Raw genomic sequence first — 19,069 nt, forward strand, 5'->3', positions numbered from 1 at the left:
CCAATGATTACGTTACGCCGGGTTGCGGTGTGTACGATGGTAAGTTTGTGGTTGGCGGGTTGTACAAACACGGCCTCGACGTCAGCCCCTATCAGCAGCGTGGGCGGCGGCGGCGCCGTTCCATCCGGCAATAATAATGGCGGAGCGCAGCAGGCCAGCCCAGAGGGCCGCATTGTCTATAACCGCAGTTATAACGCTATCCCTAAAGGGAGCTACAGCGGCGGCGACACCTATACGGTCAAGCGCGGTGATACGCTGTTTTACATCGCCTGGATCACCGGCAACGATTTCCGCGACCTGGCGCAGCGCAACAATATTCCCGAGCCTTACAGCCTGAATGTTGGCCAAACCATTCAACTTGGTAATGGTTCTGCCAATGGCGGCGGCGGTATGCTGGCGACGACTGACGCGACCAAAGGCGGTGTTCCGAAGCCACCTTCCAGCACCCAGATCCAGACGGCAACGGTTGATTCTCAATCAACTAACGCGTATTCTGAAAACTCGGGTAAACAGAATGTAGGTAAGATGTTACCTGCAGCGGGCGCCGCAGCGGTTGGGACCGCGACTGCGCCTGTTACCGCACCGGAAGCCGCTCCACCAGTGAGCAGCACCGTCAGCAACAGCGCTCCGGTCAGTACCTGGAGATGGCCGACTGACGGCAAGATTATTGATAACTTTTCCTCATCAGAAGGTGGGAATAAGGGCGTCGATATCGCCGGTTCCCGTGGGCAGCCTATCTTCGCTACCGCCGATGGTCGCGTAGTGTATGCAGGCAACGCTTTACGGGGTTACGGTAATCTAATCATCATCAAACATAATGATGATTACCTGAGCGCCTACGCTCATAACGACACAATGCTGGTCCGGGAACAACAAGAAGTGAAGGCGGGTCAAAAAATAGCCACCATGGGTAGCTCCGGTACCAGTTCAGTACGTTTGCATTTTGAAATTCGTTACAAGGGGAAATCCGTAAACCCGCTGCGTTATCTTCCGCAGCGATAGATTGGGCAGAATACGCTGAGATTCTGCTCGCGGTATCACGGGTAGGAGCAGCATATGAGCCAAAATACGCTGAAAGTTAACGAGTTACATGATGATGCGGATTTCGACGAGAATGGAGCTGAGGCTGAGTCGTTTGATGAAAAAGCGCTGGTAGAAGAAGAGGCCAGCGAGAACGATTTAGCGGAAGAAGAGCTGTTGTCTCAAGGCGTTACGCAACGCGTATTGGATGCGACGCAGCTCTATCTGGGTGAGATCGGTTATTCACCTCTGTTGACCGCAGAGGAAGAGGTCTATTTTGCGCGGCGTGCTCTGCGCGGTGACGTGCCGTCCCGCCGTCGCATGATTGAAAGCAACCTGCGGCTGGTGGTGAAAATCGCCCGCCGCTACAGCAACCGCGGTCTGGCGCTGCTGGATCTGATCGAAGAGGGTAACCTCGGTCTGATCCGCGCGGTGGAAAAATTCGACCCGGAACGCGGTTTCCGTTTTTCCACTTACGCAACCTGGTGGATCCGTCAGACGATTGAACGGGCGATCATGAACCAAACCCGCACCATTCGTTTGCCTATCCATATCGTCAAAGAACTGAATGTTTATCTGCGCACCGCGCGCGAGCTTTCCCATAAACTGGATCATGAACCGAGCGCTGAAGAGATTGCCGAGCAACTCGACAAGCCGGTGGATGACGTCAGCCGCATGCTGCGCCTGAATGAGCGCATCACCTCGGTGGATACGCCGTTGGGCGGGGATTCGGAGAAAGCGCTGCTGGACATTCTGGCCGACGAGAAGGACAACGGGCCTGAAGACACCACGCAAGACGACGATATGAAGCAAAGCATCGTCAAATGGCTGTTCGAACTGAACGCCAAACAGCGTGAAGTGTTGGCGCGTCGTTTCGGCCTGCTGGGCTATGAAGCGGCGACGCTGGAAGACGTGGGCCGGGAGATTGGCCTGACGCGTGAACGCGTCCGTCAGATTCAGGTTGAAGGTCTGCGTCGCCTGCGTGAGATTCTGCAGATGCAGGGCCTGAGCATTGAGGCGCTGTTCCGCGAATAACGCCGGTTGTTGAACCGCATCAAATAAAAACGGTGAGCATGATGCTCACCGTTTTTTTATGCCCGCGTTTGGCGTCTGACTACACCATATTTTTCAGCCGGTAGATCCATTCCAGCGCCTGGCGCGGCGACAGGGAATCCGGATCCAGCGCCTCCAGGGCTTCTACCGCCGGCGAAGTCTCTTCCTGCAACAGCGTCATCTGGGTGGCATCAACGCTGCCCGACGCGGTGTGGCTGGAGATGGATTCCAGCTCGCGCAGCTTTTGGCGGGCGCGCTTGATGACGTCGCGCGGCACGCCGGCCAGCGCGGCGACCGCCAGGCCATAGCTTTTGCTGGCGGCACCGTCCTGCACGCTGTGCATAAAAGCGATGGTGTCGCCGTGCTCAAGCGCGTCCAGATGCACATTGACCACGCCTTCCATTTTTTCCGGCAGCGTCGTCAGCTCGAAGTAGTGGGTGGCGAACAGCGTCATCGCTTTGATGCGGTTGGCCAGGTTCTCGGCGCAGGCCCAGGCCAGCGACAAGCCGTCGTAGGTGGAGGTGCCACGGCCGATTTCATCCATCAACACCAGGCTGTGCTCGGTGGCGTTGTGAAGAATATTGGCGGTTTCGGTCATCTCCACCATGAAGGTGGAACGGCCGGAAGCCAGATCGTCCGCCGCGCCGACGCGGGTGAAGATGCGATCCACCGGGCCGATGGTGGCTTTGGCAGCCGGAACGTAGCTGCCGATGTGCGCCATCAGCACAATCAGCGCCGTTTGCCGCATATAGGTACTTTTACCGCCCATGTTCGGACCGGTGATGATCAGCATGCGGCGCTGTGGCGACAGGGAGAGCGGGTTGGAGATAAACGGTTCGCTCAGCACCTGTTCCACCACCGGGTGGCGGCCTTCGGTAATGCGGATCCCCGGCTGGTCGCTCATGACCGGGCAGGCGTAGTTCAGGGTGTCGGCGCGCTCGGCCAGGTTGGCCAGCACGTCCAGCTCGGCCAGCGCGGCGGCGCTTTGCTGCAGTTCCGCCAGGTGCGGCAGCAGCAGATCGAACAGCTCGTCGTACAGGTTTTTCTCGATCGCCAGCGCTTTGCCCTTGGAGGTGAGTACCTTGTCTTCGTACTCTTTCAATTCCGGGATGATGTAGCGCTCGGCGTTTTTCAGCGTCTGGCGACGTACATAGTGGATCGGCACCAGGTGGCTCTGGCCGCGGCTCACCTGGATGTAGTAGCCGTGTACGCCGTTGAAGCCGACTTTGAGCGTATCCAGCCCCAGCTTTTCACGCTCGCGGATCTCCAGCCGATCGAGGTAGTCGCTGGCGCCGTCGGCCAACGCGCGCCACTCGTCCAGCTCGCTGTTGTAACCGGGGGCGATCACGCCGCCGTCGCGCACCAGCACCGGCGGCGATTCAACGATCGCGCGTTCCAGCAGTTCGCGCAGCTCGTCGAACTGGCCTACCTGAGATAGCAGTTGCTGCACATGCGGCGTATCCACATCTTGCAGCAGCGCGCGGATGTCCGGCAGTTGCTGGAAAGCATGACGCATGCGGGCCAGATCGCGCGGACGCGCAGTGCGCAGCGCCAGGCGCGCCAAAATTCGCTCCTGATCGCCCACCTGGCGCAGCGAAGGCTGCAGATCGGCGAACCGTTCCTGCAATGCGCCGATCGCCTGCTGGCGGGCGGTCAGCACCTTGATGTCTCGGGTCGGCATGTGCAGCCAGCGTTTCAGCATGCGGCTGCCCATCGGCGTGACTGTGCGATCGAGGATCGCCGCCAGCGTGTTGTCGCTGCCGCCGGACAGGCTCTGCGTCAGCTCCAGGTTGCGGCGGGTGGCGGCGTCCATGATGATGCCGTCCTGCTGACGCTCCATGGTGATGCCGCGAATGTGCGGCAGCGAAGTGCGCTGGGTATCTTTCACGTACTGCAACAGACAGCCGGCGGCGCGCAGCGCCTGATGCGCCTGCTCGACGCCGAAGCCGGTCAAATCGCGGGTGCCGAACTGCAGGTTGAGTTGTTGGCGTGCGGTCTCCAGTTCGAATTCCCACAGCGGACGGCGGCGCAGGCCGTGGCGTTGTTCGATCAGCGCCATTTGTTCGAAGGTTTCCGGGTAGAGCAGCTCGGCCGGATTGGTGCGCTGCAGCTCGGCGGCCATGGTCTCTAGATCCTGCGGCTCGGCGACGCGGAAGCGGCCGGAGCTCACGTCCAGCGTGGCGTAACCGAAGCCGCGCGCATCCTGCCAGATCGCCGCCAGCAGGTTGTCCTGGCGCTCTTGCAGCAGCGCTTCGTCGGTGATGGTGCCGGGGGTGACGATGCGTACCACTTTGCGCTCGACCGGCCCTTTACTGGTGGCCGGATCGCCGATCTGTTCACAGATGGCGACGGATTCGCCGAGTTGAACCAGCTTGGCCAGGTAGTTCTCCACCGCGTGGTGCGGCACGCCGGCCATCGGGATCGGCTCGCCCGCCGAGGCGCCGCGTTTGGTCAGCGAGATATCCAGCAGTTGGGAAGCGCGCTTGGCGTCGTCGTAAAACAGCTCGTAGAAGTCACCCATGCGGTAGAACAGCAGGATTTCAGGATGCTGGGCCTTGAGGCGCAGGTACTGCTGCATCATCGGCGTGTGCGAATCGAGTTTATCGGTGCTATTCATGCGATTATTTTTCCAATCCATTGAATGTAAAGGGAACTGTGATTTTCATTGTCGTCATTCGCTATCACATTGTTTCAGCAGGCGTCGCCCCACTCAGCGCTTGGCGGGCGGCGCAAATCAAATCATCAAAACGCCAAACGGCGCACTCAAACCTGAGGTTTGCACAGACGCTTATACTAGCCCAGCGGGCAATCGGCTGTCACAGGTAAAAATGGGAAGCGCTGCGCAAGGCGGGTTTGTAACGCGGTGAGATTGTTGTTCGCCTGCGGGCAACAACGCAAGTGGCCGCCCGGAGTGGTGGTGAAGCTATTGCTCGGGAGTGAGAGGCAAGGGAATGAAGTCCTGTACATTCCTTGATATAATGTCTTCAGCAAATTTGCGAACAGAGGTTGTCATGAGTAACAGCAAAAAAGTGCAGGTGGGTTATGCTAAGCCGTCCCGTACGGACATTGCGCGTTCCGTGGCGACATCAACGGCGGTTGAAACAGGTCAACCCTCAGCCAGAGTTGAAGCTTCTTTAGAAGAAGCGCGTAAAAAATTTGCTCATTTACGCCTTGCCTAATACCTTCTTAGTGCTTGACTGACCCAGTGTTTCATCGGTTCGTAGTTCATGTTCATACCTGAGTGAATCGCTGAGATATATTGGGCTCTGTTTTGTTCCCAGCTTTGATAATCCAACGATTTATGCCCGCCCTGAACCGCCATCACATCGGCCAACAGCCGTGACAAACGGCCATTCCCTTCTCTGAAGGGATGTATGAGTATCAGTTCAACATGGATTATTGCAATCGCTTCTATCAGCTGTTCTTCGCTCATGGCTGAGCAAGGTGTGTAACGAGCCAGGTATTCCACCTCGAAATCGTCCAGTAGTTTGGGCAATCGCGTCGAAGGGGCAAACATAAAGCCCCCTTTGCTGATATTGACAGTTCTTGCTTGTCCAGCCCATGCATAGATATTGCCTAACCAGCGGCGATGCCAGCCCTTGATCATCTCGACTGTGATTTTCCGTTAGGGAAAATGCTGTTCGAAAACGGAATGGTAGAGCTGTTCCAGCAATACCAATTCGGCATCGTCGAGTTCATTGCTATCGGCAATACCCAGCTTGTTGGCTAGAACTTGCTCGCCGGATTCTTTCTCATATTGGCCTTCGCTGCTGGAAACATGGTATCGGCTCATGCTTACGCTCGGTAAATGAGGCGGGAGATAAGGCAAGTATAATCAGCGATACGCGGCGGAACAATTTAATTAAAATCAGGTTGTTAAGTTAGGATTAATCATAAGTATGATTAATGACATCGAAGTAAATAGTTTCAATTTATTGGATGTTAACGATACAACGCGAGTGGCCGCCCGCTGAGGCGGCGTAGAGGTTATTGCGCGGCGGTGAGAGGCAAGGGCAGTTGATAGATGCGGAAGCTGTCGGGCACTTCGGTTTCATGGCCGGGCAGCAGGCGGTGGCGGATGCGCGACTCGCTGACGAAGGCGCAGCCTTGTGGGGTGATAGTCAGGTTGACCGGCGACTCCATGCCTTCGCGCAAAACCTCAATCCGATGCATGCCGGTCGCTTTTGGCAACGCGATCCGCAGGATCCGCCCTTGGCCGCTCTGGATCCCGTTCTCCAGCACGATCAATGCGCCGTCCGGCGCCAATCCCATTCCGTCCGGGTTTTCAATCAGGCGCGGCAGCTGCATTTCCGTCAGCTGCGGCTTTGGATCGTGATAGCTGAGAGTGTAAAGCTTACCGGTGCCGAAATTGGCGACAGCCATCAGCCGATCGTCGAGCAGCACGATCCCGGCCGCGCCCAGCCCGCTCGGAGCCGCCAACCGCGCATCCTGAAACAGCGTACTGAATGCCGCTTCGCCCGGCCGCAGGCGCAGGATGCCGCCGCCTCGGGTTTCTGTCACGTACACCGTACCGTCTGTGCCGAGCACGATATCGTTGCCCATTTCCCCCGTCGGCAGCGCCAGGCTGCGGTTGAGCGTGCCATCGGCGACGTTCAGCGCATAGATGCGGTTGGCGCGCGATTTGCCGCCGGAAAGGAAGTCCGGCGAATTGCCCCATAGCAACCCGCGCCGTTCGTCCAGCCGCAGCGCGTTTGAGGCGAACACCGTGTCAGCGCCAGGGAAAAAGGTTTCCCACGCTTTACCCGGCCGCTTGCGCAGCACGTTGCCGCTGGTGATCAGCCCGACATACAGCGTGCCGTCCGCCGCGCGGGCGATGCCGTTGGGATAAAGCGCGCCGGGCGGCAGCGTCATGCTGCTTTCGGCGCAGTGGGTATTGGCGGCGGCCTGCGCCGGAGTGGTCAGGGGGAGTGCGGCGGCGAGGGTGAACAACGCTGCTCGCGCGGTAAGCACATATGACATGTTTCTCTCCGGGAATGACGGAAAAGGGGCTACCAGCGATCGGGGCGGGCAGCGTGCGCCATCGGCGCCTCCAGCGCGGCCACGTCTTGCGGCGATAAGCTGAGATTAAGCGCCGCTAGCGCATCCTGTAGATGGTGCGGCTTGGACATGCCCACCAGCGGTGACGCCACGCCGGGTTTGGCCAGCAGCCAGGCCAGCGCGATCTGCGCCGGTGGAACGCCGCGCGTGGCCGCCACCTCCGCTACCGCTGCGACGGTGCGTTCTACTTCGTTTCTGCCGCCGTACCAACGGGGCGCCTGTTCGTCGGTGGCGGCGCGCAGCGTGCCGGCGTTGCCGGAACCGGCCAGCACGCCGCGGGCCAGCGGCGACCAGGGCGTCAGGCTGAGCCCCTCCTCCAGACACAGGGGGATCAGCTCCTCTTCATCTTCACGCGTCACCAGGTTGTATTGGCTTTGCAGCGAAATAAACGGCGCCAGGCGGTGCTGACGCTGAAAGGCCAGCATTTTCATCAGGCGCCAGGCGTGCAGCGAGGAGGCGCCGAGATAGCGGATCTTGCCCGCCCGTACCAGGCCGTCGAGGGTGTCGGCGGTTTCTTCGATCGGCGTTTCGGTGTCGAAGCGGTGCAGCACAAACAGATCGAGGTAATCCGTCCCCAACCGCTGCAAAGATGCGTCGACGCTGTGCAGCAGGTGCTTGCGCGACAGCCCTCGGCTGTTCGGCTGCGCGTCCATCGGAAAGTAGGCCTTGGTGGCGATCACCACGTCTTCGCGGCGGGCGAACGCCTTCAGGGCGCGGCCGAGAATGCGCTCGCTTTCTCCGCCGGAGTAAATGTTGGCGGTATCGAAAAAATTGATGCCCGCTTCCAGCGCTTCGCGGATAAAGGGGCGCGCTTCATCTTCCTTCAGCACCCAGGGGCGCCAGGCCGGATCGCCATAGGTCATGCAGCCCAGGCAGAGACGAGACACTTTCAGGCCGCTGTCGCCAAGCCGAACGTAGTTCATGGCATCATCCCCTCAGCGCATGCCGGCGATGGTGTAACCGCCGTCCACCAGCAGGCTTTGGCCGGTGATGAAGCGGGCCTCGTCCGTCGCCAACCACAGCGCCACATCGCCGATGTCTTCCGATTCGCCCAGGCGGCCGGCGGGCGTATGGGCGATAAAGGGCGCGAACGCCGCGCTGTCGGCCACGCTGCCGCGCGCCATCGGCGTGTCGATGATGCCGGGGTTGATGTTGTTGACGCGGATGCCCTGGCCGCTGTATTCGAGCGCCACCGCGCGGATCATCGCATCGAGCGCCCCTTTGCTGGCGGAGTAGCTGGATGAGCCGGCCAGCGCGCCGTGGGTCAGCCATGAGGAGGTGTTGATGATCACGCCGCCCGAGCTCTGAGCCAGGAAGGTTTCAATCTCGTATTTCATCGCCAGCCAGACGCCTCTGAGGTTAATGGCGATCACCCGGTCAAAATCCTCGCTGCTCTGTTCGGTGATGGGGGCGAAGTTGCCGATGATGCCGGCGTTGTTGAAAGCGACGTCGAGCCGGCCGTAGTGGGCGGTCACCGCGGCGAGCAGCCGGCGGATATCGTCTTCCTGGGAGACGTCGGTCACGATGGGCAGGGCATCGCCGCCAGCCAGCGCGATATCGCGCGCCGTGGCTTCGATTTCCGCCGCGCGCCGGCCGGCCAGCGCCACGTTGGCGCCTTCGCGGGCATAGGCCAGCGCGGCGGCGCGGCCGATGCCGGTGCCGCCGCCGCTCACCAGTACGACTTTGCCCGCCAGACGGCGCGGCGTTTCATGGGTTGGAGCTGTAGCATTAATCATCGCATCGATACCTGGTAATGGGTTCGATCGCAATGCTATGTTGTTAGATGACGGATAACTATCCGCTAAAAATTCATCTCACTATTAGATAATTTATATCAATAGCATGAAGAAACCCGAACTGTCCGGCCTGGCGGCCTTCGTGGCTATCGCCAGTGAACGCAGCTTCCGCCGCGCCGCCGCCCGATTGGGCGTGACGCCGCCGACGCTGACCCACACCCTGCGCGAACTTGAAGCGCAGGTGGGCATTCGCCTGCTGAACCGCACCACCCGCAACGTCTCGCCGACAGAGGCCGGAGAGCATCTGCTGGCGCAGCTGGTGCCGGCTTTTACCGACATCGACGCCGCGCTGGAGAGCCTGAATGCGTTTCGCGAAGGTCCACGCGGCCTGGTACGTATCAACGCGCCGCGTTCGGCGATCGATCTCGCCATCGTGCCGCATCTGGGACGGCTGGCCAGCGAATACCCCGGCATTACGCTGGAAGTGGTGGCGGACGAGGGGTTCGCCAACATCGTCGAGCAAGGCTTTGACGCTGGCATCCGGCTCGGCGAGGATCTGCACAACGATATGCGCGCGGTGCGCCTGACGCCGGATCTGCGTTTTGCCATCGTCGCCACGCCGGATTACTTTCAACGGCACGGTGAACCGACGCACCCGCAGGATTTACTGCAGCATCGCTGCATCGGTTGGCGCAAAGCTTCTTCAGGCGAGCGCTACAAATGGGCCTTTCAGCAGGGGGAGCAGCGGTTTTCCGTGGCGGTCAACAGCCCGTTGATACTCGATGACGGCAGGATGATGGTGCAGGCGGCGCTGGCGAACGTCGGCATCGCTTTTGCCATCGAGCAGGAGGTGGAAGAATATCTGGCGAGCGGGCGGCTGCGGCGGGTGCTGGCCGATTGGTGCGCGCCGTTTCCCGGTTTTTACCTCTATTACCCCAACCGCAGAAACCATTCCGTGGCGCTGGCCACGGTGATTGAGTTGCTGCGTCTGCCCACGTAATCCTCTTCACCTGCCATCGCGTTCGGATGGCAGCAGGCGAATCAAGCTTGAACTATTTTTATTCCCTCGCCGTTTGTTCAGACGCAAATAAACCCTTAAATTCTCAGCGAGTTTATAACTTGCTGTTTATAATTGTTATTTGATTATTTATTACGAATATTCTGAGTTTTTATCGGTTATTTGAGAGCCCGGTCACACTATTTTTTTGTGCGAAATGTGAAGAGGGTCAATCCATCAGGTCAATGAGAGACGGTTCTGTCTCCTTCTGGCTTACCGATCCTTTTTTCATGCTCCGTATACTGTCTGTAACCAGGGCAACGTGACGGAAATTTTCATAAGGAATGTGCGTGAAGCAATCGTGATTGCATCTGGCATACAAATAACACCGGGTTTTTTTGATTATCTGAGGTGCTTGGTATGGAAAAGAAAAAAATCTATCTGTTTTGTTCTGCCGGTATGTCCACTTCCCTGTTGGTATCAAAAATGAAGGCACAGGCCGAAAAATATGAAGTACCGGTGATCATCGCCGCCTATCCGGAAGCGCTGGCCGCGGAGAAGGGGGTTGAAGCGGATCTGATCCTGCTGGGGCCGCAGATCGCCTACACCCTGCCGGAAGTGCAGAAACAGTTGCCCAATAAACCTGTTGAAGTCATCGATCCGCTGCTGTACGGCAAGGTCGATGGGCTGGGCGTGCTGAAGGCCGCGGTGGCCGCCATCAAGAAAGCCAACCAATAACAGGAGGCCGCCGTGAATACCCTCATTGCCTCGCTCGAGAAGGTTATCCTGCCTTTCGCCGTAAAAATCGGTAAGCAGCCCCACGTCAACGCCATCAAAAACGGCTTTATCCGCCTGATGCCGCTGACCTTGACCGGGGCGATGTTCGTGTTGATCAACAACGTGTTCCTGAGCTTTGGCGAGGGATCGTTCTTCTATTCGCTGGGCGTGCGATTGGACGCCTCCACCATCGAGACGCTCAATAGCCTGAAGAGTATTGGCGGCAGCGTTTACAACGGTACGTTGGGGATCATGTCCCTGATGACGCCGTTCTTTATCAGCATGGCGCTGGCCGAAGAGCGCAAGGTCGATCCCCTGGCCTCGGCGTTGCTGGCGGTGGCGGCCTTCATGACCGTCACGCCGTTCAACGTCGGCGAGGCCTATGCGGTGGGCGCCAATTGGCTGGGCGGCGCCAACATCATTTCCGGTATGGTGATCGGGCTGGCGGTGGCTGAGATGTTTGCCTTCATCGTGCGGCGCAACTGGGTGATCAGCCTGCCGGACAGCGTGCCGGCTTCGGTGTCGCGCTCCTTCTCGGCGCTGATCCCCGGCTTCATCATCCTCTCCATCATGGGGCTGGTGGCGTTCGCGCTGGCGCACTGGGGCACCAACTTCCACCAGATCATCATGGACGGCATTTCGGCGCCGCTGGCCAAGATGGGCAGCGTAGTGGGCTGGGTATACGTGCTTTTCTCTTCGCTGCTGTGGTTCTTTGGGGTACACGGTTCCATGGCGCTGGCGGCGCTGGACAGCGGCATCATGACGCCTTTCGCGCTGGAAAATGTGGAGCTGTACAATAAATACGGTTCGGTCGAGGCGGCGGTGGCCGCCGGCAAAGAGTTCCACATGTGGGCGAAACCGTTCGTCGACTCTTATATTTACCTCGGCGGCACCGGTTCGACGCTGGGCCTGATCATCGCCATCTTCATCGCCTCGCGCCGCGAAGATTACCGCCAGGTCGCCAAACTGGCGACGCCATCCGGCATTTTCCAGATCAACGAACCTATCCTGTTCGGTTTGCCGGTGATCATGAACCCGGTGATGTTTATTCCGTTCATCCTGGTGCAGCCGGTGCTGACCCTCATCACCTCGCTGGCTTACTACTCCGGGCTGATCCCGCCGATCACTAACATCGCGCCCTGGACCATGCCGGTCGGCCTGGGAGCGTTCTTCAACACCAACGGCAGCATCATGGCCCTGTTGCTGAGCTTGTTCAACCTGGCGGTCGCCACCGTGATTTATCTGCCGTTCGTGGCGATTTCCAACAAGGCGCAAAGCCAGATCGATGCGGCGACGGAAAGCGAAGAAGACATCGCCAAGGCGCTGAAATTCTAACTGTGGAACGGGGCGGCGCGGTCGCCCCGCGAGGGACGCAAATATGGAATATCAATTTGCCGACGGGTTTTGGTGGGGCAGCGCCACCTCCGCGCCGCAGTCTGAAGGTGCGGCAGCGCGGGACGGCAAGAGCCGCAATATCTTCGATTATTGGTACGAGATCGCGCCCGAGCGCTTTCACGATCGGGTGGGGCCGGCCGAGGCCTCGACCTTTTACGACCATTTCCGCACCGATATCGGGCTGCTCAAAACGCTGGGCCACAATACCTTCAGAACCTCGATCTCGTGGTCACGGCTGATCCCGGACGGGGACGGCGAGGTGAACCCGCTGGCGGCGGCATTCTACAACGCGATGATCGACGAGCTGTTGGCGCAGGGCATCACCCCGTTTATCAATCTCTACCACTTCGATATGCCGCTGTGCATGCAGCAGCGCGGCGGCTGGGAAAGCCGGGCGGTGATCGACGCCTATGCGCGTTACGCCGACATCTGCTTCGGCCTGTTTGGCGATCGGGTTACCCACTGGTTCACCTTCAACGAGCCGATCGTGCCGGTAGAGGCCGGTTACCTGAATGACTTGCACTACCCTTGCGTGGTGGACTTCAAACGGGCGGTCACCGTGGCGTATCACAGCGTGCTGGCGCACGCCATGGCGGTGCAGCGTTTCAGAGCGCGGGGGCAGCCGGGGAGCATCGGCATCATTTTGAACCTGAGCCCAACCTATCCGCGCTCCGACGCGCCGGAGGATCTGCAGGCCGCACACGATGCCGATCTGCTGCTCAATCGCAGCTTTCTCGACCCGGTCGCCAAAGGGCGTTATCCGGCGGCGTTGCTGCATCTGTTGGCGCAGCATGGGCTGATGCCTTACTGCGAACCGCAGGACGCGCAACTGCTCGAAGGCGGCGTGGTGGATATCCTCGGCGTCAACTACTACCAGCCGCGCAGGGTGCAGGCGAAAGCGGGGCGCCGCGCCGGGGAGCCGATCGCGCTGCCGGAGGACTTGTTCAGTTACTATGCAATGCCGGGCCGCAAAATCAATCCGCATCGCGGCTGGGAGATCTATGAGAAGGGGTTGTACGACATTCTGATGGATCTAAAAGAGAACTACGGCAATCTGCCTTGTTATATTTCCGAAAACGGCATGGGCGTTGAGGGCGAAGAGGCGTTTATCGGCGCCGATGGGCGGGTGGAGGACGATTACCGCATCGAGTTTATTCGCGATCACCTGAAGTGGCTGCACCGCGCGCTGGCGGAAGGCTCGCAGTGCAAGGGCTATCATCTGTGGACCTTTATCGACTGCTGGTCCTGGCTGAACGCCTACAAGAATCGTTATGGGCTGGTGCGGCTGGATCGGGCGGAGCAGCGGCGCACCATCAAAAAAAGCGGCTACTGGTTTGCCGAGGCGGCCAGACGCAACGGATTTGACTAACGGGAGGCCGGGGCCGTGTCCGATAACCGAATTTCGCTGAGTGCGAACGACGTGAAGCTGATTCGCGAGCAGGATTTCTTTAACTGCAAAGACTTTCACCTGTTTATCTATAACAAGGTGGAAAGCGCCACCGGGCTGCATCAGCACGACTATTACGAATTCACCATCGTGCTGAGCGGCAAATGCTATCAGGAGATCAACGGCAAGCGGGTGCTGCTGGAACGCGGGGATTTCGTCTTTATCCCTATCGGCTCCTACCACCAGAGCTTTTACGAGTTCGGCGCGACGAAAATCTTCAACGTGGCGGTCAGCAAAGCGTTCTTTGAAGAGCACTATTTGCAGCAACTGCCGCGCTGCTTTGTCGCCTCGCAGGCCTACAGCCTGAGAAGCGAGTTTTTGGCCTATATCGAATCGGTGGTGAGTTCGCCGCAGTTTCGCGAGGACGATTTCGCCGAATTTCTCGAAACGCTGACCTTCTACGTGATCAGCCGTATTCGTCACTATAAAGAAGACACCGACGGCGGCGATGATATCCCGCAGTGGCTGAAGAACACCCTCGCCGGCATGCATGACAAGGCGATGTTCGGCGAGCGGGCGTTGGCGAACATGGTGGCGCTGTCGGGGAAAACTCAGGAGTACCTGACCCGGGCGATGCGGCGCTACTACCAGAAGACGCCGATGCAGGTGATCAATGAGATCCGCATCAACTTCGCCAAGACGCAGCTGGAGGTCACCAACTATTCGGTCTCCGACATCGCCTTTGATTCCGGCTATGGCGATGTCAGCCTGTTCATTAAAAACTTCAAGCGGCTCACCGACGTGACCCCGGGCAACTACCGAAAAAAGTGTTACGGCCCTCTTTAGGGCCGCTCCCGATCAGTATCAACGTCGATATGCCGATGAGCTTCAGGGCGCCGGTCGGTTAATCATTTGATTTTTATCTTAGCGAAGGGGAATGCCGCACCGGTCGGTCGGCCCTCCCTTGCCAAAAATTCATCCCGCGGGAGCCACTATGGAAAAACTACTGATCGTGAATGCCGACGATTTCGGTCTGAGCAAAGGACAGAACTATGGCGTTATCGAGGCGTATCAGCATGGCGTCGTTTCCTCCACCACGGCAATGGTGAACGGCGGCGGCGCGGAGCATGCTGCAGCGCTCAGCCGACAATATCCCGGATTGCCGATCGGGCTGCACTTCGTTTTGACCCATGGCAGGCCGCTGGGCGCCATGCCTTCGCTGGTCAACGAGCGCGGCGAATTGGGCAAATGGCTGTGGCGCCGCGCCGAGGCCGGCGAGTTGCAGTTGGACGAGATTCAGGAAGAGCTGCAGCGCCAGTTCGCGCGGTTCGTGACGCTGTTCGGCAGGCCGCCGACGCACATTGACAGCCACCACCATGTGCATATGCAGCCGCAGATTTATCCGCTGGTGGAGGCGTTCGCGCTGGCGCATGATCTGCCGCTGCGCATCGATCGCGAAGAGGCGAAACGGCGCGACATTGCGTTGCAGACTCCCTGCAGCACCGACGCGTTTGACGCGGGATTCTACGGTGAAATGATTTCCGAAGCCTTGTTCTTGCAGCGGTTGGCGCGCGCCGACGAGCAGGGCGCCGAGTCATTGGAAATGATGTGCCACCCGGCCTTCCTCGACGCGACGATCCTGCAGAGCCAATATTGCCATCCGCGCCTCGCCGAGCTGGATGTGTTGACCGCGCCGACGCTGAAAGCGGCGATCGCCGAACGCGGTTTTCTGCTGGGCTCTTTCCGGGATCTGTAACGCAGCCATTTACAGCATGGCGTGCGCCTTTTTCAGACCGGTGTCTTCTTCCGGATCCGCCCCCTGAGCTGAGGGTTCCGCTTCCTGTTCTTCGGGCTGCGGCTCCTCGACATCGGGCGCCGCTTCCGGCGGCGGCATGGTGTCGTGAATGATCTGCTCATCGAAGGTTGGATTGAGCGCCGGTGACAGCGGCGAGCTGGCGAGGCTGTCCGGCAGCGCAATATGCGGCACCGGCGCGTCCTGCGCCAGCTGCGGTTCCTCTGCTTTGGCCGTCCGGCTCAGGGCTGCCAGCAGCACGCCGCACAGGGCGAAGAAGGCGTACAGAATATTGCCGCCAAGCGGCTCGATCAGCGCGCCGACCGCCAACGGCCCGATGCTGGCACCGACGCCGAACGCCATCAGCAGACAGGCGGCCAGCGAGACGCGGCGCTCCGGCTCGATCAGATCGTTGGCCAGCGCCACCGCCAGCGGGTAGAGCGTAAACTGCAGCATGCTGACGACGAATCCTACCGCCAGCAGCAGCGGAAAATCGATGTGCGGCAGCAGCGCCAGCGGCAGCGCCGCCACGATCAGCAGAATGGCGTTGAGGCGCATCAGCAAGGGGCGGTTATAGCGATCCGACAGCCAACTGAGCGGGAATTGCGCCACCAGCCCGGCGAAGATGGAGAGCGCCATGAACAGGCCGGTTTGCTGAGTGGTTAAGGACTGCAGGCTGGCGTAGACCGGCGCCAGCCCGTAAAACGAGCCCACGACCATGCCGATCACCAGCGTGGTGGCCAGCACCTTGGGAATGGCGCCGACAAAATAACGCAGTTCCATCGGCGCCGGCGACATGTGGCGCGCATTGGTGCGGGTAGTCAGAGCGATCGGCACCAGACAGAGCGCGAAGCACAGCGCGATCACCAGCAGCGTGGCGATGCCCAGATTGCTTTGCAGCATCAGCACGATCTGGCCCAGCGACATGCCGAGATAGGTCGCCGCCATATAGAAGCCGAACACCATGCCGCGCTGGTTGGATTCCGCCTGGTCGTTCAACCAGCTCTCCAGCACCATGTACTGACACATCATGCATAGGCCGATCACCAGGCGCAGCGCGACCCAGGCGGGAATGAACTCCGTCAGGCCGTGGCCCAGCACCGCGGCGGTGATGATGCCGGCGCAGGCCACGTAGGCGCGGATATGCCCGACGCGGGCGATGAGAAAGTGGCCGACCTTGCCGCCGATCACCAGCCCGATGTAGTTGGCGGCGATGATGGCGCCGATCAGCGCGCTGCTGACGTGAATGGAGGTCAGCCGCAGCGAGACGTAGGTAGTGAGCAGGCCTGAGCCCAACAGCAGCAGCAGGGTGGTGGTGTACAACGGCAAAAATACGCCCAACGTTTTTTTCACTCTATCATCCTAATCTCTTCTGGTGCGCCCTGAGGCCGCTGCCGCAGCATGCCGCCTCCGTGATGTTCCTTGTGCTGGTGCGCCGCCGCTCGATGGGGCGCTTCTTTTGATACTAGCAGCTTGGCCGGGCGCTTAAAACCGCACCTCCTGCGAGGCGCTGCGCATTTCTGCGCGCCAGCCGCCGCGCCGCCTTGATAAATGTTACTATCGGGCGCATATACCTGAATTCGCGAGGGAGGGGTTATGAGTCAAAACCAACTGCGCCGGCTCAGCGTGCTGGCAGGGGAAAAACTGAAGGCGCAGGGCCGCTGGATCACCTGCGCGGAATCCTGCACCGGCGGCGGCATCGCCAAGGCCATTACCGATGTCGCGGGCAGCTCCGCCTATTTCGATCGCGGATTCGTGACCTACAGCAATGCGGCGAAGCATGACCTGCTGGGAGTGAGTGAAGCGACGTTGGCGGCGCATGGCGCGGTCAGCGAAGAGGTGGTGCGCGAGATGGCCATAGGGGCGCTGCGGGCGGCGCAGGCCGATCTGGCGCTGTCGGTGAGCGGCATCGCCGGCCCGGACGGCGGCAGCGCGGAAAAGCCGGTCGGCACCGTGTGGTTCGGCTTCGCCAGCAGCGATGGCCGGGGGCTGTCGCGCAAGATGCAATTCGAGGGCGACCGCGATGCGGTACGGCTGCAGGCGACGATTTTCGCGCTGCAAACCGCCATCGACGAATTTTTGTAAATTAGGCTTGATACTGTATGACCATACAGTATAATTAGTGACATTTCCTGCACAACATACATTCAGTGGCAGTGTGGGGTAACACCGGCATTGCGAAACGAAGGAGCAAAAATGGCTATTGATGAGAACAAGCAAAAGGCGTTAGCTGCGGCACTGGGCCAGATTGAGAAACAGTTCGGCAAAGGCTCCATCATGCGCCTGGGTGAAGACCGCTCCATGGACGTGGAAACCATCTCCACCGGCTCACTGTCACTCGATATCGCTCTGGGCGCCGGCGGCCTGCCGATGGGCCGCATCGTCGAAATCTACGGCCCGGAATCGTCCGGTAAAACCACCCTGACGCTGCAGGTGATCGCCGCCGCGCAGCGCGAAGGCAAAACCTGTGCGTTCATCGATGCCGAGCACGCGCTGGATCCTATCTATGCGAAGAAGCTGGGCGTCGATATCGACAACCTGCTGTGCTCCCAGCCGGACACCGGCGAGCAGGCTCTGGAAATCTGTGATGCGCTGACCCGTTCCGGCGCGGTTGACGTCATCATCGTCGATTCCGTGGCGGCGTTGACGCCGAAGGCGGAAATCGAAGGTGAAATCGGCGATTCGCACATGGGGTTGGCGGCGCGCATGATGAGCCAGGCGATGCGTAAGCTGGCCGGCAACCTGAAAAATGCCAATACCCTGCTGATCTTCATCAACCAGATCCGTATGAAAATTGGTGTGATGTTCGGCAACCCGGAAACCACTACCGGTGGTAACGCTCTGAAGTTCTATGCTTCGGTGCGTCTGGATATCCGTCGTATCGGCGCCATCAAAGAGGGCGACGAAGTGGTGGGCAGCGAAACCCGCGTGAAAGTGGTGAAAAACAAAATCGCTGCGCCGTTCAAACAGGCTGAGTTCCAAATCATGTACGGCGAAGGCATCAACAGCCGTGGCGAGCTGGTCGATCTGGGCGTGAAGCACAAGATGATCGAAAAAGCCGGCGCCTGGTACAGCTATAACGGCGAGAAGATCGGTCAGGGCAAGGCGAACGCCTGTAACTTCCTGAAAGAAAACCCGGCTATCGCCGCCGAGCTGGATAAGAAACTGCGCGACCTGCTGCTGCACAGCGGCGGTGAGCTGGTGGCTGCCTCCGGTGACGACTTCGAAGATGACGAAGCGGAAACCAGCGAGCAGTTTTAATCGCTGAAGATGTGCGCCGCCGTTTATGTGGTGCACATCCCCTGAATTCAGGCTTGAATGATGAATGACTTGCTAAGCCGCGCCATGCGCCTGCTGTCGCAACGCGATCATAGTGAAGCTGAACTGCGCCGCAAACTTGCGGCGCAGCCGTTTGTGGCGAAAGCCCGGTTTGGCGGCAAGGGGCCGCATGCGCCGACATCGTCGCCGCCGGTAGCCGAAGAGCCGGTAGATCCCGCGCTGATCGATCAGGTTATCGTCTACTGTTACCAGCACAACTGGCTGGACGATAAGCGTTTCGCCCACAGCTACATCGGCAGCCGCAGCCGCAAAGGTTATGGCGCGCAGCGCATCCGCAGCGAACTGATGCAAAAAGGCGTGGATAAAGCGCTGGTGCAGGACGCGTTGGCGGAATGCGATATCGACTGGTGCGAACAGGCGAAACAGGTGGCGCAGCGAAAATTTGGCGATGCGTTGCCAACCGACTGGAAAGAGAAAGCCAAAGTGCAGCGTTATCTGCTCTATCGCGGCTTCTTCCAAGAAGAAATTCAGTCAATTTACCGTGATTTTGCGCAATGAGCGCACACGGGGTTTTA

At 59.5% G+C, this 19,069-nt stretch carries 17 protein-coding genes and 1 pseudogene; 12 read left to right on the forward strand and 6 right to left on the reverse strand.

Features of this window, described 5'->3' with window-relative positions; all coding sequences use genetic code 11:
* The first annotated feature begins 3 nt into the window (after window positions 1–3).
* Both nlpD and rpoS read left to right on the forward strand, forming a co-directional pair.
* Window positions 4–1,002, forward strand: coding sequence for a murein hydrolase activator NlpD (nlpD, locus tag ACUTQY_RS15310; protein ID WP_033641891.1), 999 nt, complete (start codon window positions 4–6; stop codon window positions 1,000–1,002).
* Between the two features lie 54 nt (window positions 1,003–1,056).
* A complete protein-coding gene (gene rpoS / locus ACUTQY_RS15315) occupies window positions 1,057–2,055 on the forward strand; it encodes an RNA polymerase sigma factor RpoS (RefSeq protein WP_019455119.1) in 999 nt (332 codons plus the stop codon).
* A 79-nt stretch (window positions 2,056–2,134) separates the two neighbouring features.
* Here rpoS and mutS read toward each other — a convergent pair whose 3' ends face one another.
* The gene (gene mutS / locus ACUTQY_RS15320; protein WP_128868749.1) at window positions 2,135–4,690 is read right to left on the reverse strand and encodes a DNA mismatch repair protein MutS; all 2,556 of its coding nucleotides are present in this window, start codon (window positions 4,688–4,690) and stop codon (window positions 2,135–2,137) included.
* A 394-nt stretch (window positions 4,691–5,084) separates the two neighbouring features.
* On the opposite strand from mutS, the gene ACUTQY_RS15325 reads away from it, so the two are divergent.
* Window positions 5,085–5,252, forward strand: coding sequence for a hypothetical protein (locus ACUTQY_RS15325; RefSeq protein WP_162882342.1), 168 nt, complete (start codon window positions 5,085–5,087; stop codon window positions 5,250–5,252).
* Here the strand turns inward: ACUTQY_RS15325 and ACUTQY_RS15330 are convergent.
* From ACUTQY_RS15330 to ACUTQY_RS15345, 4 genes and pseudogenes are all read right to left on the reverse strand, one after another.
* Window positions 5,249–5,866, reverse strand: a pseudogene (locus ACUTQY_RS15330) (Fic/DOC family protein). The gene ACUTQY_RS15325 and the pseudogene ACUTQY_RS15330 overlap by 4 nt on opposite strands.
* A gap of 194 nt (window positions 5,867–6,060) precedes the next feature.
* A complete protein-coding gene (locus tag ACUTQY_RS15335; protein WP_226886047.1) occupies window positions 6,061–7,053 on the reverse strand; it encodes a Vgb family protein in 993 nt (330 codons plus the stop codon).
* Between the two features lie 29 nt (window positions 7,054–7,082).
* The gene (locus ACUTQY_RS15340) at window positions 7,083–8,054 is read right to left on the reverse strand and encodes an aldo/keto reductase (protein ID WP_046688254.1); all 972 of its coding nucleotides are present in this window, start codon (window positions 8,052–8,054) and stop codon (window positions 7,083–7,085) included.
* Between the two features lie 12 nt (window positions 8,055–8,066).
* Window positions 8,067–8,867, reverse strand: a complete 801-nt coding sequence (locus ACUTQY_RS15345; protein ID WP_046688255.1) for an SDR family NAD(P)-dependent oxidoreductase — start codon at window positions 8,865–8,867, stop codon at window positions 8,067–8,069.
* Window positions 8,868–8,973: 106 nt separating this feature from the next.
* Here ACUTQY_RS15345 and ACUTQY_RS15350 point away from each other — a divergent pair, with 106 nt between their 5' ends.
* The 6 genes from ACUTQY_RS15350 to chbG all read left to right on the forward strand — a co-directional run bounded on the left by ACUTQY_RS15350 (window position 8,974) and on the right by chbG (window position 15,179).
* Complete coding sequence (locus tag ACUTQY_RS15350; RefSeq protein ID WP_042783708.1) at window positions 8,974–9,867, forward strand: LysR family transcriptional regulator; 894 nt, start codon at window positions 8,974–8,976, stop codon at window positions 9,865–9,867.
* 417 nt (window positions 9,868–10,284) lie between these two features.
* Window positions 10,285–10,602 carry a PTS sugar transporter subunit IIB gene (locus tag ACUTQY_RS15355; protein ID WP_004932561.1) on the forward strand — a complete coding sequence of 106 codons (318 nt, stop codon included), beginning with the start codon at window positions 10,285–10,287 and terminating at the stop codon, window positions 10,600–10,602.
* Between the two features lie 12 nt (window positions 10,603–10,614).
* Window positions 10,615–11,976 carry a PTS N,N'-diacetylchitobiose transporter subunit IIC gene (chbC, locus tag ACUTQY_RS15360; RefSeq protein ID WP_033641899.1) on the forward strand — a complete coding sequence of 454 codons (1,362 nt, stop codon included), beginning with the start codon at window positions 10,615–10,617 and terminating at the stop codon, window positions 11,974–11,976.
* Between the two features lie 43 nt (window positions 11,977–12,019).
* The gene (locus tag ACUTQY_RS15365; protein WP_033641901.1) at window positions 12,020–13,405 is read left to right on the forward strand and encodes a glycoside hydrolase family 1 protein; all 1,386 of its coding nucleotides are present in this window, start codon (window positions 12,020–12,022) and stop codon (window positions 13,403–13,405) included.
* A 15-nt stretch (window positions 13,406–13,420) separates the two neighbouring features.
* Entirely contained in the window at window positions 13,421–14,269 is an 849-nt protein-coding gene (gene chbR, locus ACUTQY_RS15370; RefSeq protein ID WP_004932550.1) for a transcriptional regulator ChbR, read from the forward strand.
* Window positions 14,270–14,417: 148 nt separating this feature from the next.
* Window positions 14,418–15,179: a chitin disaccharide deacetylase gene (gene chbG, locus ACUTQY_RS15375; protein WP_046688256.1), complete on the forward strand. Its 762-nt coding sequence runs from the start codon at window positions 14,418–14,420 to the stop codon at window positions 15,177–15,179.
* Between the two features lie 9 nt (window positions 15,180–15,188).
* On the opposite strand, the gene ACUTQY_RS15380 is transcribed toward chbG, so the two are convergent.
* Window positions 15,189–16,568: an MFS transporter gene (locus ACUTQY_RS15380; protein ID WP_033641904.1), complete on the reverse strand. Its 1,380-nt coding sequence runs from the start codon at window positions 16,566–16,568 to the stop codon at window positions 15,189–15,191.
* 243 nt (window positions 16,569–16,811) lie between these two features.
* Here ACUTQY_RS15380 and pncC point away from each other — a divergent pair, with 243 nt between their 5' ends.
* From pncC to recX, 3 genes are all read left to right on the forward strand, one after another.
* Window positions 16,812–17,300 (forward strand): nicotinamide-nucleotide amidase, encoded by a 489-nt coding sequence (gene pncC, locus ACUTQY_RS15385; RefSeq protein ID WP_033641905.1) that lies wholly within the window; start codon window positions 16,812–16,814, stop codon window positions 17,298–17,300.
* 111 nt (window positions 17,301–17,411) lie between these two features.
* Window positions 17,412–18,476, forward strand: a complete 1,065-nt coding sequence (recA, locus tag ACUTQY_RS15390) for a recombinase RecA (protein ID WP_004932541.1) — start codon at window positions 17,412–17,414, stop codon at window positions 18,474–18,476.
* 60 nt (window positions 18,477–18,536) lie between these two features.
* Window positions 18,537–19,052 (forward strand): recombination regulator RecX, encoded by a 516-nt coding sequence (gene recX, locus ACUTQY_RS15395; protein ID WP_033641906.1) that lies wholly within the window; start codon window positions 18,537–18,539, stop codon window positions 19,050–19,052.
* The last annotated feature ends 17 nt before the right edge of the window (window positions 19,053–19,069 follow it).

The organism is Serratia sp. TSA_130.1 (assembly GCF_052691795.1).

Excerpts from the sequence above, each read along its gene's own strand:
- pncC (WP_033641905.1), top strand. The coding sequence starts at position 16,812 with ATGAGTCAAAACCAACTGCGCCGGCTCAGCGTGCTGGCAGGGGAAAAA.
- ACUTQY_RS15345 (WP_046688255.1), bottom strand. The coding sequence starts at position 8,867 with ATGATTAATGCTACAGCTCCAACCCATGAAACGCCGCGCCGTCTGGCG.
- ACUTQY_RS15325 (WP_162882342.1), top strand. The coding sequence starts at position 5,085 with ATGAGTAACAGCAAAAAAGTGCAGGTGGGTTATGCTAAGCCGTCCCGT.
- ACUTQY_RS15350 (WP_042783708.1), top strand. The coding sequence starts at position 8,974 with ATGAAGAAACCCGAACTGTCCGGCCTGGCGGCCTTCGTGGCTATCGCC.
- nlpD (WP_033641891.1), top strand. The coding sequence starts at position 4 with ATGATTACGTTACGCCGGGTTGCGGTGTGTACGATGGTAAGTTTGTGG.
- ACUTQY_RS15340 (WP_046688254.1), bottom strand. The coding sequence starts at position 8,054 with ATGAACTACGTTCGGCTTGGCGACAGCGGCCTGAAAGTGTCTCGTCTC.
- recA (WP_004932541.1), top strand. The coding sequence starts at position 17,412 with ATGGCTATTGATGAGAACAAGCAAAAGGCGTTAGCTGCGGCACTGGGC.
- ACUTQY_RS15335 (WP_226886047.1), bottom strand. The coding sequence starts at position 7,053 with ATGTCATATGTGCTTACCGCGCGAGCAGCGTTGTTCACCCTCGCCGCC.
- rpoS (WP_019455119.1), top strand. The coding sequence starts at position 1,057 with ATGAGCCAAAATACGCTGAAAGTTAACGAGTTACATGATGATGCGGAT.
- ACUTQY_RS15365 (WP_033641901.1), top strand. The coding sequence starts at position 12,020 with ATGGAATATCAATTTGCCGACGGGTTTTGGTGGGGCAGCGCCACCTCC.
- mutS (WP_128868749.1), bottom strand. The coding sequence starts at position 4,690 with ATGAATAGCACCGATAAACTCGATTCGCACACGCCGATGATGCAGCAG.
- ACUTQY_RS15355 (WP_004932561.1), top strand. The coding sequence starts at position 10,285 with ATGGAAAAGAAAAAAATCTATCTGTTTTGTTCTGCCGGTATGTCCACT.
- recX (WP_033641906.1), top strand. The coding sequence starts at position 18,537 with ATGAATGACTTGCTAAGCCGCGCCATGCGCCTGCTGTCGCAACGCGAT.
- chbG (WP_046688256.1), top strand. The coding sequence starts at position 14,418 with ATGGAAAAACTACTGATCGTGAATGCCGACGATTTCGGTCTGAGCAAA.